The organism is Rathayibacter sp. KR2-224 (genome assembly GCF_049446075.1).
GTDB lineage: Bacteria > Actinomycetota > Actinomycetes > Actinomycetales > Microbacteriaceae > Humibacter.
In genome coordinates this window covers 347,519-368,858 of sequence record NZ_JBMSEB010000002.1, presented here as the reverse complement: position 1 = coordinate 368,858, position 21,340 = coordinate 347,519, and the positions used below count along the sequence as shown (strand labels likewise).

Below are 21,340 nucleotides of genomic sequence, written 5' to 3'. Positions count from 1 at the left end.
CGCCCGGATTGAGTAGTACCCGCGACACCGCGGGTCCTACTCAACCCGCGGTGTCGGGGCCGGCGGCGACGATCCGCGCCTCGATGCGCCGCACGGCATCCAGGTAGTCGCCCGTCCACACGAGGCGCACCGCCGTACCCGCCGATCCGCCCCCGTCGTGTGCAAGGTCGCTGCGCAGCGAGTCGACCAACTCGCCCGTGAGCGCTTCATCGGGCACCGGCGCACCGGGGAGCTCGGCACGCTCGACGAGCCGCTTGCCGAAGCGACGGCACCAGATGGCCAGCACGGCACATGACGCCTCGAGAGCGCTCGCTGCGCGTACGTGTTCCGCCTTCGACGCGAGCCGGCCAGAGGCATCCTCGCTGTTCCACATGTCCACGAGGGCGTCGCACACCACACGGATGCCCGCCACTCCCGCCACGGCTGCCGCCGCCTGTTCGAGCGGAACGCGGTGCCCCGACGGCTCGGAGAGGTAGGTGCGGAAGGCGTCGTCGAGGCGTCGTGCGGCTGCTGCAGCACGCCTGGCCTCTCGTAGCGGGGCAGGATGACTGTCCTGCGAGTCATCCCACCTGTTCACTCCGAATCCGACCGCGCCCGACAGGTAGTCCGCCAACTCGGCGTAGGCCTCCGCGAGCGCCGTGCGCAGTGCTGCTGCGGCGCCGCGCGGCCAGAACAGGAGCCCTACGGCGAGGCTCACCAGGGATCCGAGAGCCACGTCCTCGATGCGGTACAACCCGACGGTCCAGCCGGTCGGCTCGATGATGTTGAAGAGCAGCACGAGCGTGAGCGTGAACGCCGCCTGCCCAGCGGCGAACGAGATCACGGTGGGTGCGACCCCTGCGGCCAGCACCGCGAACGGCAGCAGGATCCACAACGCGACTGTGTTCGTTCCGATGAGCGCGAGCAGCACCCCGCCCAACGCCACTCCGACGGCGGTTCCGACGACGCTGCGCACGATGTTGCGTCCGGTGCTGAGCGCGTTCGAGCGCAGCACGGCGAGCGTTCCGAGCACGACCCAGAACGAGTGCTGCACGCCTGCGAGATCGGCCAGGAGCACGGCGAGCGCGAGCGCTATCGCACCCCGGATGCTGTTGTGCAGCCACACCGAATGCCACTCCAGTTGCGCCCCCGCCCGCTCAACGCCGGCACTGAAGCTGCCGATCAGGTCGCCGGGCTGCCTGCCGAGCGCCTTGTCCCACCAACCACGACGTTCGGCCTCCGCCGTCAGCGTGATGTTGCGGCCGACCTGCCCTACGGCGTAGCCCAGCTCCTGGGTGCGGAACCCGGGATCCAGCGCACTGACGAACGACTCCACTGCCGCGGTGCGACCGGATGCCCGCCCGTCGGCTCCCGCCGCCTCGTTCTGCCAGGCTGCACCAGCGTCCACCGCTTCGGAATCACCCGGAAGCCGACCGGTGAGTGGCGGTAGCCACTTCAGCGCGCTCTCGGCCGAAGCCGACCGCGCGTCGGTCAGCCGGGCGAGCGCGATCCGCAGCTGCTCGCTCGGTGCGGCGCTTCGCATCAGGATGTCCGCTCCGCATTCCAGCACGTCGGCCGACGCGGTCTTGACGCGGCAGACATCCAGATAGAACTCGGCGGCCTGCGGAGACACGAGCCGTGGCACGAGGGCGGACTGTGCAACCACCACCTGCAGCCAGCTCAGCTCGTCGACCAGCCGAACAACGGTGCGGGCGGGTGCGTTGAGGCTGGTCGGCCGCGTGGGCGACGAGAGGAAGAGGTCGCGCAGTGCGGTCAGTGCGGCATCCGCTCTGGCCGCGTCGGCGTCGCGCTTCTCTGCGCTCGCGGCATCCCGTCCGGCCAGGATGTGATCGGCGTCTGCCCTGAGCCGGGCACCGAGTGCCCTGCATGCCGCGGCGGCGCTCGTTCGAAGCGGCATCCGAGCCGGTGCAGGCCAGAGCAGCGCAACGGCGGCGAAGGCCACGACGGATGCCGTGCCCCAGCCGGCCAGGCGCGGCACGAGCGTCGAGATGCCCCCGGGCAGCATGACGGGAAGGATGAACGAGAGCAGCAGCGAGGTGCTGGCCGAGGCGAGAACGTCGCTCACGGTGCCCAGGAACAGCACGACGAACGCAACGATGGCCATGGATGCCGATCCGAGCCAGGCGGGAGACGCCAGCAGAGTGCCGAGGCACACGAGCACCGCGCCCGTGACGGCGAGCGACGCCTGCGCCTGCAGGCGTTCCCGCATGGTTCCGCCGAAGCCGACGAACAGCAGCATGGCGAACGATCCGAACGCGCAGAACATGGCGAAGTCCGAATTGCGCACCACGAAGAACCCGAAGGCGAAGAGCGCCGGCACGAGGATGGCCGTGCGCGCTGCCCTGCGCAGCACGCCGAAGCCGGGGTCGTGGCGTTTCAGCCAGCCGCCGAAGTCGGGTCGGGCGCGGAACGTCATCCGCCGTCGCGCATTCTCAGTCACACATCTCAGTCGCCACAGCCACCATTCTCAGACCTTGGCGTCCTGCCGTGGAATGAGGATCTGCTTGATGATGAGCAGGATCGAGGCGGTCACCGGGATCGCGACGAGCGCGCCGAGCAGGCCGAGGAGAGTGCCGCCGACAAGAGCGCCGATCACGACCAGCGATCCCGGAACGGCGATCGCCTTGTTCATCACCCTCGGCGTGAGGACATATGCCTCGATCTGCATATAGACGATGTAGACGATGGCGAAGACCAGCGCGCCGACCGGGCTGCTGAAGAGTGCGATCAGGCTTCCGGCGATCCAGAACAACACGGACCCCACCAGGGGAATGAGCGTGACGCAGAACGCGACGACCGCCATGAGCAGCGGGAACGGCAGGCCGAGGAACAGGTAGAGCAGGAACGCGACGACGGCGTTGAAGAACGCGAGCACGACCATGCCGCCGAGGTAGCCGCCGATACCTGCCGAGATCTGCTCGATCATCGAGGAGACGGTCGGACGGTTGCGGGCGGGAGCCAGACGCGTGAACGCTGTCTTGATCGTCGGAAGGGTGGCGAGAAAGTACAGGCTCAGCACGAGCACGATGATGATGCCGGAGATGACCGTGCCGATGGTCACGCCCACCTTGACGACGCCGCCGCCGATCGCGGCGAGGTTCGCCGGATTGCCGAGGAAGCTCTTCACTTGGTCGGTGATCGACGACACCTGGTCGCCGAAGTTCGTCTGCAGCCAGCGGTAGACATCCGAGTGCTGGAACGCGGTGATGGTGTCAGGGATGTTCGTGACGAACTGGGTGATCTGGGTCACCATCGTGGGAATGACGAGCCAGAGCACGCCGACGAGCACGAGCGCGAAGGCTGCGAACACGATGACGATGCCCCACGGGCGTTGCACCCTGTGCCGCTCGAGCGTGCGAACGACCGGGTCGAGGCCGAGCGCGGCGAACAGGGCGAACACGATGTAGATGATGATCGTCGACAGGTTCGAGAAGGCGAGGCCGACGAGCAGGGCTGCGAGGCCGCCGAGCGTCACCATGAACCCGATGAAGAACGGGTGGTTCAGGTTCGCCCAGAAGGTGCGCGAAGGGACAGCTTCGTGGCTGCGCAAGGCCGCGGCATCCATGCTGGCGCCCGCGTCGCCGGTCGACTCCGTCATGGCCACACTCTCCCGCGTTCGATTCCAGATCCGCTCAGACACGCCGCTCGGAGACACCGTGGTGCCGCCAGCCCGGCCGGATGTCGGCGCCAGCGGGGCGTGGATGCACGCGACATGCAGCCCCAGTCCGGGACAGATCGCATAAAGGTCTAAAGTCCGACCATTGACAGCGCTGCTTCTACGGCGCAAGAATCGCGATCAACGCGTCGCGACGGCGCGGTCCCACCGACCCGATTGGCAGTGACACCGTCATGACTGAAGACACACTGGCTGGGCAGGACCCCATCGACCCGGATGCTCCGGCCGCGGTGGACGAGATCCTCGATGAAGACGCCGCGGCCCTCGCCAAGCTCGGCTACAAGCAGGAACTGCACCGCGGCATGAGCGGCTTCTCCAACTTCGCCGTCTCGTTCTCGATCATCTCCATCCTCGCCGGATGCATCACCTCGTACGCGATCGCCTTGAACTCGGGCGGCCCGGCCGCCATCAACATCGGATGGCCGCTCGTCGGCGTGTTCGTTCTGCTGGTCGCGCTCGCCATGGCCGAGGTGTGCTCGCGCTATCCCACCGCGGGCGGCCTCTATTTCTGGGCCGGACGCCTCGCGAAGAAGAACAAGCGGCAGTGGGCCTGGTTCGTCGGCTGGTTCAACTTCCTCGGAGAGGTGGCCGTGACCGCCGCCATCGACTTCGGAGCGGCGACCACCATGAACGCGTTCGCCGCGCTGGTCTGGGGCATCACACCAACGGCCCTCGGCACCTTCCTCACGTTCGTCGTTCTCATCGTCATCCACGGCCTGCTCAACACCTTCGGGGTGCGGCTCGTGAGCATCCTGTCCAACGTGTCGGCCTGGTGGCACATCGTCGGCGTGCTCATCATCGTCGGCGTGCTCTGGGTTCTGCCGACCCACCACCAGAGCTTCAGCTGGACGATGACCGCCTGGCACAACGCCACGGGGTTCTCGTTCGCCCCGTACGTGTTCCTCATGGGCCTGCTCATGGCGCAGTACACCTACACCGGCTATGACGCATCGGCGCACATCGCCGAGGAGACGAAGGGCGCCGCTCGCACGGCGCCTCGGGGCATCGTCATGAGCGTGTTGGTCTCCATCATCGGCGGCTGGATTCTGCTCTACTCGATCACCGCCGCCATCCAGAACGGCACGTCTGCCGGGCTGGACAAGCTGGCCGCCTCGAGCACGGGTCTTCCGCCCGCCCAGATCTTCCTCGATGCTCTGAACAACCCGACGATGGCCAAGTTCCTGCTCTTCATCGTGTGCGGCGCGCAGTTCTTCTGCGGCATGGCATCCGTCACGGCGAACTCGCGCATGAGCTACGCGTTCTCGCGCGACAACGCCATCCCGGGATCGCGCTGGTGGTCGAAGGTCAACAAGCGCAGCGGCACTCCGACCAACTCGGTGTGGCTGTGCGTGGTTCTCTCGGTCATCCTCACCGTGCCAGCTCTGTTCAACAACACGGCGTATCTCGCGGTCACATCGATAGCCGTCATCGGGCTGTACATCGCCTACGTCACCCCCGTGCTGCTGAGGCGACTCAACAAGGAGTTCGTACCAGGACCGTGGCACCTGGGCAGGTGGAGCCCTCTGGTGGGATGGATCGCGATCGGCTGGGTCATCCTCATCTGCATCCTGTTCGTACTGCCTCCGGTCTCGCCGATTACGGTCAGCACGTTCAACTACTCGCCGATCGCCGTGGTCGTGGTCGCCGTGCTCGCCATCGCGCTCTGGTTCGGCCGTGGGCGCAAGCACTTCATGACGCGCGAGGAGTCCGAGCATCTGACGCTCGCCGCCGACAAGCTCTTGGAGGAATGAGGCGGGAAGGCGCAGGCTCCATGACGATGACGCAGACCCCCCTCGTCGACGCCGTGCTTCAACCGGTGCGCGACCACATGGCCTTCGAGTCGTGCGTCGAGCAACTCGGCTCGGCCATCCAGCTCGGGGTGTTCCGCCCCGGCGAGAAGCTGCCGACGGAACGCGAGCTCGCGGCGCGCATGAACGTCTCCCGCTCCACGGTGCGCGAGGCGATCAGCGCCCTGCGTGCCGCCGGCATGGTCACGACGACGCGAGGACGGGGAGGCGGATCGGTGGTCGGGCAGGCGGGGGCGGCACGACCGCTGACGGATGCGGGGGCATCCGTCTCCCCGTCCCGCGCCGAGCTCGACGACCTCATCGTCTTCAGACGGATCGTCGAGCCGGGCGCCTGCCAGGCAGCGGCATCCACGAGGATGGCGAGGGAGCAGCGGGAACTGCTCCTCACGGCGCTCGCCGAGTTCGACCTCGCCGGACCGGCCGACGACAGAGTGCCCGAGCTCTACCGTCAGGCCGACGCCCGGCTGCACCTGGCGATCGCGTCGGCGTGCGGATCGCCAAAGCTCTCGAAGGCGGTGGGCTGGGTGCAGACGCGGGTGCACGAGTACCTGTCCGAGATCCCGTTCCTGCCCGCGAACATCGTCGGCTCCGACGAGCAGCACGCCCTCATCGTGCACGCGATCGTCGACGGCGACGCGGAAACCGCACGAACCACCATGGAGAAACACTGCGACGCGACCGCGGCGCTGCTGAAAGGACTTCACCCGTGACCGCGAGACAGAACGAACGCATGCTCACCCTCGACGCCCTGCGCGAGTCCATCGACGCAGGCGATATCGACACCGTCATCCTGGGCTTCACCGACATGCAGGGCAGGCTGCAGGGAAAGCTGCTGCACGCCCGCTTCTTTCTCGACAGCGTGGTCGAGCACGGCACCGAAGGATGCAACTACCTGCTCGCAGTCGACGTCGACATGAACACGGTCGACGGGTACGCCGTGTCGTCGTGGGAGCAGGGCTACGGCGACATGGTGTTCGTGCCCGACTGGGCGACCATTCGACGCATGCCCCACCTGGAGAAGACGGCGCTCGTGCAGTGCGATCTGACCTGGATGAACGGCGAGGATGCCACGGTCTCGCCGCGCTCCATCCTGAAGCGCCAGGTGCGGCGCGCGGCCGACAACGGATGGACGGCGTTGGCCGGCACCGAGCTCGAGTTCGTCGTGTACGAGAACAGCTACGAGGATGCTTTCGATCGCGGGTACCGCGGTCTGACGCCCGCGAACCAGTACAACGTCGACTACTCATTGCTCGGATCGAGCAGGGTGGAGCCGCTGCTGCGGAGCATCCGCAACGCCATGTACGAGGCGGGCCTCAACCCGGAGTCGGCGAAGGGCGAATGCAACTTCGGGCAGCACGAGATCGCGTTCCTGTACGACGAGGTCGTGACGACGGCGGACAACCACGTGGTCTACAAGCTCGCGGCGAAGCAGATCGCCGCCCAGGCGGGCAAGTCCATCACGTTCATGGCCAAGCCGAATGAGCGCGAAGGCAACTCGTGCCACCTGCACCTGTCGCTTCGCGGCACGGGCGGCGACCTCGTGTTCTGGGATGCCGACAAGCGCGAACGCACGCCGCTGTACGACCACTTCATCGCGGGCGTGCTCGCCACCATGCGCGAGTTCACGCTGTTCTACGCGCCGAACATCAACTCGTACAAGCGCTACGCGGAGGGATCCTTCGCGCCGACCGCTGTCGCATGGGGGCTCGACAACCGCACCTGTTCCCTGCGCCTCGTCGGGCACGGTCAGGGCGCACGCGTGGAGAACCGCCTCCCGGGCGGAGACGTGAATCCATACCTCGCGCTGGCGGCGATGCTCGCGGGCGGCTTGTACGGCATCGAGAACGAGCTTCCGCTCGAGCCGGAGACGACGGGCAACGCCTACACGGGCGACGCCCCGCGCGTGCCGACCACCCTGCGGGACGCCCGCGACGCGCTCGCCGCATCGGGCATCGCGCGCGAGGCCTTCGGCGACGACGTGGTCGACCACTACCTCAACTACGCCGATGTGGAACTGGCTGCGTTCGACGCGGCCGTCACCGATTGGGAGCTGCGCCGCGGCTTCGAAAGACTCTGAAGCGATGACCGTCACCGACATGCACCACGAAGCACCCGCGTCCGGCCTGCCGTCCTCGCCGTACTCCGGCGGCGGCAGCACGACGCTCATCGATCCGTCGAACGGGCGTGCTTTCGTCGAGCTGCCGCTCGCCGGACTCGAGGAGACGGATGCCGTCATCCGGCGCGCTCACGCCGCCTTCGACTCATGGCGGCGCGTCGCACCGGGTGAGCGAGCCCGCCTGCTGCGCGCGTTCGCGGCGGTGGTGGACGCGCACCTGGACGAGCTCGCGGCCCTCGAGGTGCTGAACTCCGGGCACACCATCGGCAACGCGCGCTGGGAGGCCGGCAACGTGCGCGATGTGCTCAACTACTACTCGGCAGCACCGGAGCGGCACTTCGGACGGCAGATCCCGGTCGCCGGCGGCATCGATGTGACCTTCCACGAGCCGCTCGGCGTGGTCGGAGTCATCGTGCCGTGGAACTTCCCGATGCCCATCGCCGGCTGGGGGTTCGCGCCCGCGCTCGCGGCAGGCAACACGGTGGTGCTCAAGCCCGCGGAGTTGACGCCCCTCACGGCGATGCGCATCGGCGAGCTCGCGCTGGAGGCCGGCATCCCCGATGGCGTGTTCACCGTGCTGCCCGGGCGTGGATCTGTGGTCGGCGAACGGTTCGTCACGCATCCGCTGGTGCGCAAGGTGTGCTTCACCGGATCGACCGAGGTGGGAAAGCGCATCATGCGCGGCTGCGCCGATCAGGTGAAGCGGGTCACGCTCGAGCTCGGCGGCAAGAGCGCCAACATCGTGTTCGCCGACGCCGACCTCGAGCAGGCGGCCGCGGCCGCGCCCGGCGGGGTGTTCGACAACGCCGGGCAGGACTGCTGCGCGCGCTCGCGCATCCTGGTCGAGCGGAGCGCGTACGACCGGTTCCTGGAGCTGCTGGAGCCCGCGGTGCGCGGGTTCCGCGTGGCCGACCCCGTACGCGATGACGCCCAGATGGGCCCCCTCATCTCCGCTGGGCAGCTGGCAACCGTGCGCGGATACGTGGATGCCGCCGACGTCGCGTTCGCCGGCTCGGCGCCGGCAGGAACGGAAGGTTTCTGGTGCCCGCCGACCGTGGTGATCCCGCGTGGGGCATCCGATCCGGTGTGGCGGGAAGAGGTCTTCGGTCCGGTCGTGGCCGTCGTGCCGTTCGACGACGAAGCGGATGCCATCGCGCAGGCGAACGACAGCGACTTCGGTCTCAGCGGCTCGATCTTCACCCGAGACGTCGGCCGCGCGCTGCGGGTGGCCCGTGGAGTGGAGAGCGGCAATCTCTCGGTGAACTCGCATTCGTCGGTTCGCTACTGGACTCCGTTCGGCGGCTTCAAGCAGTCCGGCCTCGGTCGCGAACTGGGCCCGGACGCGCCTGACGCCTTCAGCGAGGTGAAGAACGTGTTCATCGCAACGTGAGCCCCGGCAACCAGGGGAAGCTCGACCAGATACAGCAGCAAAGGAAGAACAACCAGATGACAGGCAAACTCGACGGCAAGGTCGCTGTGATCACGGGCGGATGCTCCGGCATCGGCTTGGCGACCGCGCGCAAGTTCCACGCTGAGGGGGCGCGAGTCGTGATCGGCGACCTCGATTCCGAGCGAGGTGCGGCCGTCGCGTCGGAGTTGGACGGCTCGTTCGTGCGCGCCGACGTGACGAACGTCGACGACGTGAACGCGCTCTTCGCGCACGCCAAGGAACGGTACGGACGGGTGGACGTCGCGTTCAACAACGCGGGCATTTCGCCGGCAGACGACGACTCGATCCTGAAGACAGGCATCGAGGCGTGGGATCGCGTGCAGAAGGTCAACCTGACGAGCGTGTACCTGTGCTGCAAGGCGGTGCTGCCGTACATGCTCGAGCAGGGTGGCGGGTCGATCATCAACACGGCATCCTTCGTGGCGGTCATGGGGGCTGCGACCTCGCAGATCTCTTACACCGCCTCCAAGGGCGGGGTGCTCGCCATGACCCGCGAGCTCGGCGTGCAGTTCGCGGGCAAGGGCATCCGGGTCAACGCTCTGTGCCCTGGACCCGTGAACACGCCGCTGCTGCAGGAGCTGTTCGCCAAGGATCCCGAGCGGGCGGCCAGGCGCCTCGTGCACATTCCGATGGGTCGGTTCGCCGAGCCCGAGGAGATCGCGAATGCGGTGGCGTTCCTCGCCAGCGACGAGTCCAGCTTCATCACCGCCACCGAGTTCCTCGTCGACGGCGGCCTGAGCAACGCCTATGTGACGCCGTTGGAGAGCGACTTCGAGTGAACGAGACCACGCGGATGCCCGTCATCGGCATCACCACGTACCACCGCTCCGCCACGTGGGGGACGTGGCGCGATGTGGTGTGCGATCTGCTTCCGACCGCGTACGCGCATTCGGTGGCGGCGGCCGGGGCTGTTCCGCTGCTCGTGCCGCTTCTCTCCGCACGGCCGGCCGCCGACGCGACGGTCGCCGCCCTCGACGGCTTGATCATCGCAGGAGGCGAGGACATGAATCCGGCCGCCTACGGCGCCGAGCCGGCGCCCCACGTCACGGTGTGGGACGACGCGCGCGACGCGAGCGAGCTGCTCCTGCTCGACGCGGCCGACCGGATCGGCCTGCCCGTGCTCGGCATCTGCCGAGGCATGCAGGTGATGGCCGTGCACTCAGGCGGCTCGCTCATCCAGCATCTTCCGGATGCCATCGGCCACGCCCACCACGCCGCCAGCGACGGCAGGTACGCCGACACCGACGTGCACGTGGACGCCGCGAGTCGGCTCTCTTCACTGCTGCCTGCAGAGTTCAGCGTCGCCAGCCATCACCACCAGGCCGTCGCCGAGCACCCGGGTTTCGTTGCGGCCGCCCGCGACGACGACGGCGTGCTGCAGGCGATGGAAGCGCAGGGGGAGCGGTTCGCGGTTGCCGTGCAGTGGCATCCCGAGCAGCACGACGACCGTGGTCTGTTCGCCGGCCTGGTGACCGCCGCCCGCGACTACCGCGCCTGAGGTGAGCGGTCCTCCACCGCCAGCCGCAGCTTCTCGCAGAGCTGCTCGAGCTGGGCGAGCTCCTCGGGTGACAGCGCCGCCCCGACGTGCTCGATGATCGAACGTCCGTGCTGCACGGCGCAGTGCCGATACAGCGCGTATCCGTCGTCGGTGAGCCGCACGAGCGAGCCGCGGCCGTCATCCGGTTCGGGGCACTTGGACAGCAGACCGCGCTCGACGAGCCGGTCGACGAGCCTGCTCACACTCGGCTGGGTCAGGAGCACCTGCTTGCGCAGGTCTCGCATGCGGATGCTTCGCCCGTCCTGCTTCGAGATGGTATGCAGAACGTCGTACTCCGTGAGGCTGAGATCGGCGTCGCGCGGGAACTCGGCTGTGAGTGAACGCATCACCGTCACCTGGGCGCGGAACAGCGCTTCCCAGGCGCTGATCGCGGACTTCTTGGCCACTGAAGTGCTCCCTCCCCGCACTGCGGACGACATCGCGTTCCAGGGTACGGCTCGGCACCGACGCCGGCGGCCTCAGTTCAGCCATGCGCGACTGCGCCAAAGACCACAGCCCGGGGTTGGCAACCGGCGTGCGCGGTCGGGAGAGAGACCCTAACCTCGAAGCATGGATGACCGTCACCCCACCTACCCGGCCCGCACCGGAGCATCCGGCGCCTGGCTCTGGACCGCAGTCGTCGTCGCCGTCATCGGCGTCGCCGGCTTCGTCGTCACGCTGCTGACAAACGGCCACTACGGCGGCTGAGGGCCTCGGCGCAGCACCGACGACCACTGCGCCATCCGCCGGATTCGAACGATCGGCCGGATGCCTGACCCGATTCGATGGGGTACGTCGTTTTCCGGCCGAGCAGCTGAGAGTTGAGCCGTCGTCCGGTCGGGTTCAGTGGACGCAGAGCGAGGTCGGTCGGGTTCGGTAGAGACAGAACGAGGGCCGGTCGTAGAGGCTTACGACCGGCCCTCTCCCTTGCACCAAGAGTGTCCTGCAATCACATTCCACACCGACCGCCACAGCAAACAGCCGGTGTTCTTGCACTCTATAACGAACGGGTAACGGGGCGCTAGTTACCTGTTCGTTATTTTTCTTATGAATTCGTCGTGAGCCACAAGACCGACGATTTCCGCCGGAATCGGCGCGGCCGCTGCACTTTCCAAGCCCGCCAAAAAAGCCACTTGGCGCGAACCGGACACGGGAGTCATTGCCTGCGCGAGTATGGTCTAGACGCCCGACTCGAATGGGCGGAGGAGAACGATGGACGACGGTGTCTCTGGGATCCGCGGTGAAGACGACGGGCAGGAACCCGACGTACCTCAGGCCGCACCACCCGTGCTCGAGGTCGAAGACCTGCACGTCTCCTACGGTGCCCGCGTCGCAGTGGACGGCGTCAGCTTCCGCATCGACCGCGGCGAGATCTTCGGTCTACTCGGACCGAACGGTGCGGGCAAGACCAGCACGCTGAGCGCCATCGAGGGTCTCGTGAAGCCCAAGTCGGGCAGCTCGAGGATCGACGGAATCGACACCGAGCGGCATCCGTTGGATGCCAAGGCACGGCTCGGCGTGCAACTGCAGTCCTCGAGCTTTCAAGCCGAGTTGAGCATCCTGCAGATCGCCCAGCTGTATGCGGGCCTCTATGGTGTGCGGCTTTCGCGTGATGAGATCGGGGACGGCATGCGCACGATCGGGCTCGATGCGGAGATGGACAAACGGTTCAAGCAGCTCTCCGGCGGGCAACAGCAAAGGCTCGCGCTGTTCATCGCGAGCATTCATGACCCGCTGCTCCTCCTGCTCGACGAGCCCACCGCGGGACTGGACCCTCAGTCGCGCCGCGCGCTGTGGCAGCGCATCGAGCAGGCCAGGGGCGCGGGGCGGAGCATCCTTCTCACCACGCACTCGATGGAGGAGGCGCAGGCCGTGTGCGATCGCGTTGCCATCATCGACCACGGCGTGCTCGTGACCACCGGCACTCCGACCGGTCTGATCGACAAACACAAAGACGATCCGCGCGTTCTGGCTGTTGCGCACGGCGACGTCACGCTCGAAGACGTGTTCATCGGCCTGACGGGAGATGCGATCCGTGACTAATACGGCAGGCCAGGCAGTGAACACGGCTCGCCCACCCCTCGGGTTGGCCGCCGCATCCCTTCTGCGCGCCGACGCCCTCGTTCTTCTCCGCAACAGGGTGTCCGGCTTCGTCAGTCTGCTGCTGCCTCTCGTGATCGTCGTGGTGACCGGTCTGACGGAGAAGAAGACGGCCCGCCTCGGCGGCCCCGATCTCACGATCGCCCTGGCCATCACGGTCGGCCTGATCAGCTCGAGCCTGCTCGGCTACGCCGTGGGTGTGGCACAGGATCGCCACGCCGGCGTGCTGCAGAGGCTTCGCGTCACCCCGGCTCCCAGCTGGATGATCATGGCGAGCAGGCTGGCCGTGCAGGTGGTGGCCAATCTGATCATCTCGATCATCGTCGTCATCGTCGGTGTCATCGTCCACGGGCTGAATCTGAACGTTGCGCAGTACGCGCTGGTCGTCGTGGTCGCGGTGCTCGGAGCCGCGGTCTTCCTGTCCATCGGACAGGCGATCGTCGGGCTTGTGGACTCGGCTGGGGCCGTGAGCGCGATCGGACGCGTACTCTTCGCGCTTCTGCTTCTGCTCGGGCTGCTGGGCGGAACGGGACTCCTCGGCGACACGCTCAAGACGATCGCCGACTGGTCTCCGGTCGGCGCACTCATGACGCTCTTCGCGGATGCTCTGACCATGTCCGCCTGGAACGACCAGGAGACGTACGCACTTCTGGCTTGCGCGGGGTACATCGTCGTCTTCGCCTTCATCGGCATCCGCTGGTTCCGCTGGGACCCTCGGTAGTCGCACGACCGGCATTCGGGCTCGTTTCCGACGAAACCTGGCGACTGCTGTAACGGCCGGCTCTCGCTAGTCGAGTCGCCCTGCTTCAGACGAGTGCGACTCGCTGGATCTCCGTGCGCGCTATGGCCCGGTCTCGCACTTCGGATGCCGACGCCCGCCTCGGGTCGCGCAGGTAGGCATCCAATGCGGCGTCGTCGGGCAGTTCGATGATCTGCGTCTCGAACGGATGCCCGTCCGGCGCCCCGCTCGTGGCATCCGTCGCCGGGGCGCCCGCCTGCGACCGTACCCTGGCCACCACGCGGGCCCCGTGCTCCGGCAGCAGCGCCAGTACGGCGTCCTCGTATGCCACGAGCGCTTCCTCTTGTCCGGCGCGCGCCCACAGCGTCACGCACAGCACGACACTCATGCCACGAACGTAGCGGAGGCGGGCGCCGTGGCCGGCCCTTGACGCAATTCACCAAACGATGAATTATGAACCCGTGGGCCACATCCGCTCACGCAGTCGACGGCGAGGAGGTCACCATGCGCGCGATCGTGCTCAAGGAGTTCCAGGAGCTGCGCCGCGACCGACGCACGCTCGCGCTGCTCATCGTGATGCCGCTTCTGCTGCTGATCATCTTCGGCTACGCGGCCAACTTCACCGTCGATCGGCTGACCGTCGCCGTCTACGGCAGCAACGCCACGAGCGTGCAGAAGCTCATCGACGACAACTCGAAACTGAAAGACCATCTCGACGTCATCTCGACCGACAGCAGCGGAACGAGATCGGATGCCACGCGCGAGCTTCGCGACGACCGCGCAGACGTGGCGATCTACACGGAGCTGGTGCCGGGACCCGAGGGATCCGCCGGGTATTCGGCGCACGTGTACATCGACGGCTCCAACCTGTTCGCGGCACAGGCGGCGCGCACGATCTTCGCCCAGATGCAGCAGCAGTTGTCGCAGCAGGCCCAGGCCACCGCCGCGCAAGCACAGGCGCACCGCGCCCCGCCGTCGCTGACCGTCACGACCTTGTTCAACCCCGACCTCAAGACCTCCTGGGTCATGGTGCCGGCGATCATCGGGCTCATCCTCACCTTCATCGGCACGATCATCACGTCGATCGGTCTGGTGCGAGAGCGCGAGGCGGGCACACTCGAGCAGCTGGCGGTCATGCCACTGCGGGCGAGCGCCGTGGTGCTGGGCAAGATCTCGCCGTACTTCCTGCTGGCGTGCTTCGACATGGCGCTCATCACGGTGCTCGGGCTGCTGCTGTTCGGGGTCCCGTTCAACGGCAATCCGCTCATCTTCATCGTCGGCGCCGCACTGTTCCTCTTCGTGGTGCTTGGGCTCGGCGTGCTCATATCGTCGGTGTCGCGCACGACGGGGCAGGCGATTCAGCTCGCGTTCATGGTGCTACTGCCGCAGATCCTGCTCTCCGGCATGATCTTCCCGCTGTCCGCTATGGCGGCGGGCGTGCGCTGGATCGGCTACTGCCTGCCCCTCACGTGGTTCACGATGATCTCGCAGGGCGTGATGATCCGCGGCGCCGGATGGGATTCGCTGTGGTTCCCGCTCGTCATCCTCGCGGCGATGGCGGTCGTGATCTTCGGCCTCGCCGTCGTACGACTCAGCCGCAGCATCTCGCCCGTCAAGCAGCGTGCGAAAGTCGAGACGGATGCCTCACCGCGGCACGCGGCGGAGGTCGCGCAGTGAGCGCCCACGCCGCGTCCGCTCTTGGCGTCAACGGCCTGTCCGTGCGATTCGGGCACACCGAGGCGCTCCGGGACGTGACGCTGGAGGCCCAGCCCGGCCAGGTCACGGCGATCGTCGGAGGGGACGGCGCGGGCAAGTCGACACTGCTGCGCGCGCTCGCAGGTCGCGTGCAGGCGGATGCCGGAGACATCCGCACCGTAGACCGCACCCGCTTCGGGTACCAGCCGGCGACGTCAGGCGTGTGGCCCACGCTGACGGTGCAGGAGAACCTAGAGTTCGTCGGGCGCTCGTACGGCATGCCCGCCGCACGCATCCGCTCCCGCTCGGCCGAGCTTCTCGAGCGCGCGGGTCTCGCAGATGCCGACCGTCGCCTAGGCAACGCGCTGTCCGGCGGCATGCGGCAGAAGCTCGGATTCCTGCTGGCGATCCTGCACGAACCCGAGCTCGTGCTGCTCGACGAGCCGAGCACGGGCGTCGACCCGGTGAGCAGGGTCGAGCTGTGGCGCCTGATCAGCGCCACGGCGGGCTCCACGACCAACGGAACGGCCACCACTGTCGTCATGGCCACCACCTACCTCGATGAGGCGCAGCGGGCGGCAGCCGTGCTCGCGCTGGATGCCGGACGGACGCTCGCCGCAGGCACGCCGGACGAAATCATCGCGTCGGTGCCGGGCAGCATCGCAACACTCGACGACCCGGATGCCGTGCCTTCCGCGATCGCGGATCGCACGTGGCGCCGCGGCACCGAGCGCCACGTGTGGTGGCCGCCCGAGACGGGTGAGCTCGCGGCGAGTACGCGCGTCGAGCATCCGGACTTCGAAGACGCCTTGATCGCGCTGTCCCTTGCGGCACACCCGGACCCGGGCGTGAAGCCGAACCCGCCGGTTGAGCCGCCACCGCCGGTTGAGCCTGTCGAAACCAAGCCACCGCGCGTCGAGGCCCGCCCCGTGTCCGCCGAAACCCGCCCGGTCCCCGGTTTCGACCGGCGCGACCAGCAGTCATCCGATGCGGCCGCCGCCGCCCGACACATCACGAAGCACTTCGGGCATGCCACCGCCCTCGACGACGTCAGCCTCGACGTGCGCCCCGGTGAGGTGGTCGGCCTCATCGGGGCGAACGGAGCGGGCAAGACGACACTGCTGCGCATCATGCTCGGCCTCGAGCGAGCGGACGAGGGCGAGGCGACACTGTTCGGCGCCCTGCCGAGCAACGCCTCCCGACGGAGGCTCGGGTACGTTCCGCAGGGGCTCGGCCTCTACACGACGCTGAGCGTTCGCGAGAATGTGGCCTTCCTGTCCAGGGTCTACGACGTGCCGAAGCCTCAACTCCCCGGGCCGCTGCTTCAGGTGCGCTCGGCGGTGGTCGGCGACATCGGACTCGGGCGGCAACGCCAGCTCGCGTTCGTGCTGGCACTCTCTCACGGGCCCGAGCTGCTCGTGCTCGACGAGCCGACGTCCGGGGTCGATCCGCTCGCGAGAGCGAGGTTGTGGGACGTCATCCATGCTCAGGCGGATGCCGGTCGTGCCGTCATCGTGACCACTCACTACCTACAGGAGGCCGAGCAGTGCACGCGGCTCGCTTTGCTCTCACAGGGGCGGATGGTGGGCTCCGGTAGGGTGCACGACCTCACCGCCGGCGCACGGGCCGTTCTCGTCACGAGCGACGATCCCGGGGTGTCGTGGCAGCGGTTGTTCGAGGTCTTGGACCGCTCCGGCCTGCCGATCATGCTGAGCGGGCGGAGCATCCGCGTGGCCGGACGCGCCGAAAAGGGCGGTGAGGATGCCCTGCGCGATGACGTCGTTCACGCGCTCGCCGGCATCCGGGCACGCGTGCAGCCCGTCCCCGCGACCCTGGAGGAGACCATGGTGCTGCTCGATCGCGAGGCCTCGGCTTCGCTCGGTGCGGCCGAGCATGCGGGGACCGCGGCGTGAGCGGCCGCCGGCCCGGTAAGTCCACCACCAGGCAGGAGCTGCTGGATGCCGCGCGCGAGGTGTTCGCGGATCGCGGCGACGACGCCACGACGCGCGAGATCGCCCAGCGCGCCGGAGTGGACCCGGCCATGATCGCTCACTACTTCGGTTCGAAGGGCGGCCTCTTCGAGGCAGTGACGAATCTGCGGGTGGACCCGCGGGATGTCATCACGCCCGTACTCGACGCAGCTCCCGAGGATGCCGCGCGCGAGCTTCTCTCGACGCTCGTACGCACCTGGGATGCTCACGCATCGGCCCTCACGGCGGTCTTGCGTACTGCGACACGCAATCAGGCGCTTGCCGCGCGCGCTCGTACGTTCATCCTCGAGCGCGCGGTGCGTCCGGTGGTCACGCGGTTCTCGCCGAGCCCGGACGAGGTCGACACCCGTGCAGCTCTGCTCGCCAGCCAGGTCGCGGGCCTCATGCTCGCCCGCTACGTGCTGCGATGGGAGCCCCTCGCCTCGGCGGACACAGAGTGGATCGTCGCCCACCTCGGCCCGACCGTGCACGGCTACCTCATGGGCCCGCTGCCCACAGCGCCGCCGCGGGAGGTGCGGGCGCCGGTGGAACCGCTACCCAACCAGCGCTCCGTACCACTCCCATAGTGTGAGAGGACGACTCGAGGAGGCTTCATGCAGACGGTGATCCAGTACGCACGATTCGGCGGACCCGAGGTCCTCGAGGCGGCCGAGTATCCCGACCCGGTGCCGGGCGAGGGCAAGGTGCGCATCGACGTGAAGGCGGCTGGGGTCAACCCGATCGACTGGAAGCTGCGGCAGGGCACCCGCCCGTCCGATCCGATCGAGAAGCCCCGGCGGTTGGGGCTCGACGTCTCGGGCGTCGTCTCGGTGGTGGGCGAAGGCGTGGAGGACTGGTCCGTCGGCGACGAGGTCGTGGTGCGTGGCGCGAGCGGGGGATACGCGAGCGAGATCGTTGCATCGGGGGGCAAGCTCGTGCGCAAGCCGGCGAATGTGTCGTTCGAGCATGCCGCGGCCCTCGGCGTGCCGGCGGGCACCGCCTACCAGGCGGTCGCTTCGATAGGAGCGGGCGAGGGAGATGTGCTCCTCATTCATGGCGCATCCGGAGCCGTCGGGCAGGCCGCGCTTCAGTTCGCGCGAGCTCGCGGCGTCACCGTCGTCGGAACGGCCGGCCCCCGGAATCTAGACCGTGTTCGCGAGCTCGGCGCCATCGCGCTCGAGTACGGCGACGGGCTGGTCGAGCGGGTGCGCGAGGCCGTTCCGCAGGGCGTGGGCTATGTGCTCGACATGGCCGGAACGGATGCCGCACTGCAGGCATCCTTCGAGTTGGTCGCAGACCGCTCCCACATCGGAACCATCGTCGTGGGTGCCAAGGCGGCGGAGCTCGGCATCAAGGCGTGGTCGGGCGGGAGTCCCGTGCCGCTGACGCCCGAAGAGGAGGCGCTGCGCGCTGAGGGGCTCGAGGCCGCGTTGGCCGGCCTTGCCGACGGCACGTTCCAGGTCGAGATCGGGGCGACCTACTCGCTACGGGATGCCGCCGAGGCCCACCGAGCAGGGCAGTCCGGCGAGGTGCGCGGCAAGATCATCCTCCTGCCCTGACGCCCCCGCGCAAGCGGGCGTATCGAAACCAAGCCCCGGCACCCCAGCCGACTCACCCGACGTACGTCGTGCTCCGCACGAGCACGGTCGCCGTCCCGGCATCCCCCTCGACGTACGGCCCCCACACGGTCCCGACGAATCCACCCGCGACTTCCGTGCTCAGCACGTCGGTGGGTATCGCCGCGCTCCTGCGCCCGTCGACCGCGAACGACACGCTCGACCCCTCGAACCGAGCCGTCACCAGGGGAGCCGTGGCATCACAGGTCCACTCCTCGACCACCTCGTCGACTCCCGCGCCCCGGCGGATGACGCGCACCAGCGCCTGTGCCAGCTCGAGCCGGATCGAGTAGCTGGAGCTTTGGCGCAGCAGAAGCCCAACGACGGCGCCCTCGACGATGCGCTCGAACGACACGCCGACCTCGGCATGGTGATGGCGCAACCGATAGAGGAGGGCTGCCGGATGACCGTCGCCGGTGACCGCAGCACCCGTCGAGCGCAGAAGGATGCCGTCGGCCCGCTCGTGCGCGAACTCCGTCGTTCCCCGCACGGCCAGCGCATCGCCGATCGTGGCGGGTTCGCTGGTGGTCGCGACCGGTCGATCTCCGACGTCGGCGATGACGCCGACGCCCGGATTGAGAACGGGCCAATCGTCTTCCCAGACGACGTCGGCGACGAATGTCTCGCGGCCCAGGATGTGTTCATCGTCGATGGTCCTGACGGCAAGGAGCACGGCAGCCCAGGAGCCGTCAACACGTTCCACGAAGTCGGCATGGCCCACGTTCTGAACCGGGTACGCGGCACCCAGGTGGCGGTGGGTGAAGATGGGATTGCGCGGGCAGTTCTCGTACGGTCCCGTGAGAGACCTCGAGCGCGCGATGACGATGGCGTGGTCGCGGAAGGTGCCGCCTTCGGCGGTCAGCAGGTAGAACCATCCGTTGCGTTCGAAAAGATGCGGCGCTTCGCTCCACGTGGCGTCCCGAAGCGCGGACTGCCAGACGATCGTCTCGTCGCTGGCGAAGACGCCGGATTCCACGTCGATCTCACGCACCCACACCTCGCACTGGCCGTCGTACTCGCTGGGCCGCTTGATCCTCGTGGCGCACCAATACGCGCGCCTGTCGTGAAAGAGGAGCGAAGGATCGAAGCCGTCGGCATCCTGCACCCAGGTGGGCTTGGACCAGGGCCCGGCGGGGTCGGTGGCCGTCACGATGAAGCTCGATTCGTCGCCGTCGCCGACGAGCGTGCAGACGATGTAGAAGATCCCGTCGTGGTAGCGGATGGTGGGAGCGTAGACCCCTTTCGAGTCGGCGATGGACGAGAAGTCGATGTCGGTTGCTGTGACGGCGGCGTGCCCGATCGGCGCCCACGACACGAGGTCGTCGCTGGCATGGATGGGCAGGCCGGGAAAGTACTCGAATGTCGAGTTGACGAGGTAGTAGCGATCGCCTGAACGACAGATCGAGGGATCGGGATAGAAGCCGGCGAGTACCGGGTTCACGGGCTGGAGCACATAAGCCTTTCGTGGTGGGTGGTGGGTGCAACGGGGCGCCGTGCCGGGCGTGCTGGAGCGACCGAGTGGCGAACGGACGGTACGACTAGGGTCGGGAGCCCGTCGAGCCGCGCGGGATGAGTTCGAAGTCGACTTCGCGGAAGGCGACGGGCGCTCGAGGGGACTCGATCCGATTGAGCAGCACATCCACGGCGATGTCGGCGATTCGTCGTCGACCTCCATCGATCGTGCTGAGCGATGGGGTGGTGTACCTGCTCTCGACGAGGTCGTCGAACCCCAGGACCGACACGTCTCCTGGCACGTCCAGACCGGATGCCTGGAGCTCGTGCAGCGCGCCGATAGCGAGAACATCGGTCACCGCGAACACGGCGTCGAACTCGATTCCGCGATCGAGCAGCGAACGCACTGCCGAGCCGCCGTCTTCGTACGCCCACGCGCCGGTCGGCAGCTCGAGCTCGGGGTCGCGATCGATGCCGCGGGTCTGCAGGCCGCGGCGGTAGCCCTCGACGCGGAGCACGGAGGTCCCGAGGGCCGGGCCCGCTGCATCCGTGCGGCCGATCAGGGCGATCCGCCGATGACCGAGGTCGATCAGATACTCCGTGCCGGCTTGAGCGGCTTCCACGTTCCGCATGGTGACGTGGTCGACCTCCGGCGAGAACACGTTCTCGCCGAGGAGCACGACGGGTCGTTCGGTGGCGAACACCCGGGCGTCTTCGGATGTCAGCGCTAGCGGGTTGATGAGCAGGCCGTCGGTCATCTGGCGCCGAGCACCCTGAAGCGCATCCAGTTCGAGTGCCCGAGTGGAGTTGGTCTGCTCGGTCAGAACGGTGTAGCCGCGGTCTCGCGCGATGTCGATGATCTCGGATGCCAGCTCCGCGAAATAGCCCTGGGTGAGGGTCGGAACGGCGAGGCCGAGCAGGTTGCTGCGCCCCAGCCGCAGGCTGCGAGCAGAGTAGTTCGGCTGATAGTCGAGTTCTGCAATGGCCGCTTCAACCTTGGTTCGAGTGGCCTCGCTGACGTACTTGTACCCGTTGACCACGTTCGAGACCGTTCGGAACGAGACTCCGGCAAGGCGGGCGACGTCTCGTAGCGTCGCGGCCATAGTTGCTCCTTCTCGGGGTCCTACTGTTCAGGATGCTCCAGCGCGGGTCATGGAGGCACACGCTCTGCAGCGCGGCGT

19 protein-coding genes are annotated in these 21,340 nt (G+C 67.8%); 13 read left to right on the top strand and 6 right to left on the bottom strand.

Annotated elements, in window-relative coordinates:
• Nucleotides 1-40: 40 nt before the first annotated feature.
• Both ACO2Q7_RS14145 and ACO2Q7_RS14140 read right to left on the bottom strand, forming a co-directional pair.
• Nucleotides 41-2,416 (bottom strand): FUSC family protein, encoded by a 2,376-nt coding sequence (locus ACO2Q7_RS14145; RefSeq protein ID WP_423356342.1) that lies wholly within the window; start codon nucleotides 2,414-2,416, stop codon nucleotides 41-43.
• 51 nt (nucleotides 2,417-2,467) lie between these two features.
• On the bottom strand, nucleotides 2,468-3,598 hold the full coding sequence (locus tag ACO2Q7_RS14140) for an AI-2E family transporter (RefSeq protein WP_423356341.1): 1,131 nt from the start codon (nucleotides 3,596-3,598) through the stop codon (nucleotides 2,468-2,470).
• Between the two features lie 251 nt (nucleotides 3,599-3,849).
• Here ACO2Q7_RS14140 and ACO2Q7_RS14135 point away from each other — a divergent pair, with 251 nt between their 5' ends.
• From ACO2Q7_RS14135 to ACO2Q7_RS14110, 6 genes are read left to right on the top strand one after another with little or no spacing between them, the layout of a single operon-like run.
• Nucleotides 3,850-5,427: an amino acid permease gene (locus tag ACO2Q7_RS14135; protein ID WP_423356340.1), complete on the top strand. Its 1,578-nt coding sequence runs from the start codon at nucleotides 3,850-3,852 to the stop codon at nucleotides 5,425-5,427.
• A 26-nt stretch (nucleotides 5,428-5,453) separates the two neighbouring features.
• Nucleotides 5,454-6,194 carry a FadR/GntR family transcriptional regulator gene (locus ACO2Q7_RS14130; protein ID WP_423356339.1) on the top strand — a complete coding sequence of 247 codons (741 nt, stop codon included), beginning with the start codon at nucleotides 5,454-5,456 and terminating at the stop codon, nucleotides 6,192-6,194.
• A gap of 20 nt (nucleotides 6,195-6,214) precedes the next feature.
• Nucleotides 6,215-7,561, top strand: a complete 1,347-nt coding sequence (locus ACO2Q7_RS14125; RefSeq protein WP_423356511.1) for a glutamine synthetase family protein — start codon at nucleotides 6,215-6,217, stop codon at nucleotides 7,559-7,561.
• Between the two features lie 19 nt (nucleotides 7,562-7,580).
• On the top strand, nucleotides 7,581-8,990 hold the full coding sequence (locus ACO2Q7_RS14120; protein WP_423356510.1) for an aldehyde dehydrogenase family protein: 1,410 nt from the start codon (nucleotides 7,581-7,583) through the stop codon (nucleotides 8,988-8,990).
• 56 nt (nucleotides 8,991-9,046) lie between these two features.
• Nucleotides 9,047-9,829, top strand: a complete 783-nt coding sequence (locus ACO2Q7_RS14115; protein ID WP_423356338.1) for a 3-oxoacyl-ACP reductase — start codon at nucleotides 9,047-9,049, stop codon at nucleotides 9,827-9,829.
• Complete coding sequence (locus ACO2Q7_RS14110) at nucleotides 9,826-10,548, top strand: gamma-glutamyl-gamma-aminobutyrate hydrolase family protein (protein ID WP_423356337.1); 723 nt, start codon at nucleotides 9,826-9,828, stop codon at nucleotides 10,546-10,548. Before ACO2Q7_RS14115 ends, ACO2Q7_RS14110 begins: the two co-directional genes overlap by 4 nt.
• Here the strand turns inward: ACO2Q7_RS14110 and ACO2Q7_RS14105 are convergent.
• Nucleotides 10,536-10,994, bottom strand: a complete 459-nt coding sequence (locus tag ACO2Q7_RS14105; protein WP_423356336.1) for a MarR family winged helix-turn-helix transcriptional regulator — start codon at nucleotides 10,992-10,994, stop codon at nucleotides 10,536-10,538. The two genes, ACO2Q7_RS14110 and ACO2Q7_RS14105, sit on opposite strands and share 13 nt — an antisense overlap.
• Before the next feature lie 163 nt (nucleotides 10,995-11,157).
• Between ACO2Q7_RS14105 and ACO2Q7_RS14100 the strand changes: the two genes are divergently transcribed.
• The 3 genes from ACO2Q7_RS14100 to ACO2Q7_RS14090 all read left to right on the top strand — a co-directional run bounded on the left by ACO2Q7_RS14100 (nucleotide 11,158) and on the right by ACO2Q7_RS14090 (nucleotide 13,408).
• On the top strand, nucleotides 11,158-11,295 hold the full coding sequence (locus ACO2Q7_RS14100; RefSeq protein ID WP_423356335.1) for a hypothetical protein: 138 nt from the start codon (nucleotides 11,158-11,160) through the stop codon (nucleotides 11,293-11,295).
• A gap of 504 nt (nucleotides 11,296-11,799) precedes the next feature.
• A complete protein-coding gene (locus ACO2Q7_RS14095; protein WP_423356334.1) occupies nucleotides 11,800-12,630 on the top strand; it encodes an ABC transporter ATP-binding protein in 831 nt (276 codons plus the stop codon).
• Nucleotides 12,623-13,408 (top strand): ABC transporter permease, encoded by a 786-nt coding sequence (locus ACO2Q7_RS14090; RefSeq protein ID WP_423356333.1) that lies wholly within the window; start codon nucleotides 12,623-12,625, stop codon nucleotides 13,406-13,408. The genes ACO2Q7_RS14095 and ACO2Q7_RS14090 overlap by 8 nt, the downstream gene beginning before the upstream one ends.
• 85 nt (nucleotides 13,409-13,493) lie before the next feature.
• Here ACO2Q7_RS14090 and ACO2Q7_RS14085 read toward each other — a convergent pair whose 3' ends face one another.
• Nucleotides 13,494-13,814: a hypothetical protein gene (locus ACO2Q7_RS14085; protein WP_423356332.1), complete on the bottom strand. Its 321-nt coding sequence runs from the start codon at nucleotides 13,812-13,814 to the stop codon at nucleotides 13,494-13,496.
• A 65-nt stretch (nucleotides 13,815-13,879) separates the two neighbouring features.
• Between ACO2Q7_RS14085 and ACO2Q7_RS14080 the strand changes: the two genes are divergently transcribed.
• Genes ACO2Q7_RS14080 through ACO2Q7_RS14065 form a run of 4 tightly spaced genes read left to right on the top strand, consistent with a single transcriptional unit; the run spans nucleotide 13,880 to nucleotide 18,650 of the window.
• Nucleotides 13,880-15,103: an ABC transporter permease gene (locus ACO2Q7_RS14080; RefSeq protein WP_423356331.1), complete on the top strand. Its 1,224-nt coding sequence runs from the start codon at nucleotides 13,880-13,882 to the stop codon at nucleotides 15,101-15,103.
• Nucleotides 15,100-17,034, top strand: a complete 1,935-nt coding sequence (locus tag ACO2Q7_RS14075; protein ID WP_423356330.1) for an ATP-binding cassette domain-containing protein — start codon at nucleotides 15,100-15,102, stop codon at nucleotides 17,032-17,034. Before ACO2Q7_RS14080 ends, ACO2Q7_RS14075 begins: the two co-directional genes overlap by 4 nt.
• A complete protein-coding gene (locus tag ACO2Q7_RS14070; RefSeq protein WP_423356329.1) occupies nucleotides 17,031-17,678 on the top strand; it encodes a TetR family transcriptional regulator in 648 nt (215 codons plus the stop codon). The genes ACO2Q7_RS14075 and ACO2Q7_RS14070 overlap by 4 nt, the downstream gene beginning before the upstream one ends.
• A gap of 27 nt (nucleotides 17,679-17,705) precedes the next feature.
• The gene (locus ACO2Q7_RS14065) at nucleotides 17,706-18,650 is read left to right on the top strand and encodes an NADP-dependent oxidoreductase (protein WP_423356328.1); all 945 of its coding nucleotides are present in this window, start codon (nucleotides 17,706-17,708) and stop codon (nucleotides 18,648-18,650) included.
• Between the two features lie 52 nt (nucleotides 18,651-18,702).
• Here the strand turns inward: ACO2Q7_RS14065 and ACO2Q7_RS14060 are convergent, their stop codons facing one another.
• Together ACO2Q7_RS14060 and ACO2Q7_RS14055 are read right to left on the bottom strand one after the other, a co-directional pair.
• Nucleotides 18,703-20,160, bottom strand: coding sequence for a family 43 glycosylhydrolase (locus tag ACO2Q7_RS14060; RefSeq protein ID WP_423356327.1), 1,458 nt, complete (start codon nucleotides 20,158-20,160; stop codon nucleotides 18,703-18,705).
• Nucleotides 20,161-20,245: 85 nt separating this feature from the next.
• Nucleotides 20,246-21,262 carry a LacI family DNA-binding transcriptional regulator gene (locus tag ACO2Q7_RS14055; RefSeq protein WP_423356326.1) on the bottom strand — a complete coding sequence of 339 codons (1,017 nt, stop codon included), beginning with the start codon at nucleotides 21,260-21,262 and terminating at the stop codon, nucleotides 20,246-20,248.
• Nucleotides 21,263-21,340 lie beyond the last annotated feature (78 nt).

Bases quoted from the DNA above. Each gene is read 5' to 3' on its own strand.
- ACO2Q7_RS14120 (WP_423356510.1), top strand. From the start codon at position 7,581: ATGCACCACGAAGCACCCGCGTCCGGCCTGCCGTCCTCGCCGTACTCC.
- ACO2Q7_RS14080 (WP_423356331.1), top strand. From the start codon at position 13,880: ATGAACCCGTGGGCCACATCCGCTCACGCAGTCGACGGCGAGGAGGTC.
- ACO2Q7_RS14135 (WP_423356340.1), top strand. From the start codon at position 3,850: ATGACTGAAGACACACTGGCTGGGCAGGACCCCATCGACCCGGATGCT.
- ACO2Q7_RS14115 (WP_423356338.1), top strand. From the start codon at position 9,047: ATGACAGGCAAACTCGACGGCAAGGTCGCTGTGATCACGGGCGGATGC.
- ACO2Q7_RS14130 (WP_423356339.1), top strand. From the start codon at position 5,454: ATGACGCAGACCCCCCTCGTCGACGCCGTGCTTCAACCGGTGCGCGAC.
- ACO2Q7_RS14065 (WP_423356328.1), top strand. From the start codon at position 17,706: ATGCAGACGGTGATCCAGTACGCACGATTCGGCGGACCCGAGGTCCTC.
- ACO2Q7_RS14095 (WP_423356334.1), top strand. From the start codon at position 11,800: ATGGACGACGGTGTCTCTGGGATCCGCGGTGAAGACGACGGGCAGGAA.
- ACO2Q7_RS14145 (WP_423356342.1), bottom strand. From the start codon at position 2,416: ATGACGTTCCGCGCCCGACCCGACTTCGGCGGCTGGCTGAAACGCCAC.
- ACO2Q7_RS14055 (WP_423356326.1), bottom strand. From the start codon at position 21,262: ATGGCCGCGACGCTACGAGACGTCGCCCGCCTTGCCGGAGTCTCGTTC.
- ACO2Q7_RS14100 (WP_423356335.1), top strand. From the start codon at position 11,158: ATGGATGACCGTCACCCCACCTACCCGGCCCGCACCGGAGCATCCGGC.
- ACO2Q7_RS14140 (WP_423356341.1), bottom strand. From the start codon at position 3,598: ATGACGGAGTCGACCGGCGACGCGGGCGCCAGCATGGATGCCGCGGCC.
- ACO2Q7_RS14085 (WP_423356332.1), bottom strand. From the start codon at position 13,814: ATGAGTGTCGTGCTGTGCGTGACGCTGTGGGCGCGCGCCGGACAAGAG.
- ACO2Q7_RS14125 (WP_423356511.1), top strand. From the start codon at position 6,215: ATGCTCACCCTCGACGCCCTGCGCGAGTCCATCGACGCAGGCGATATC.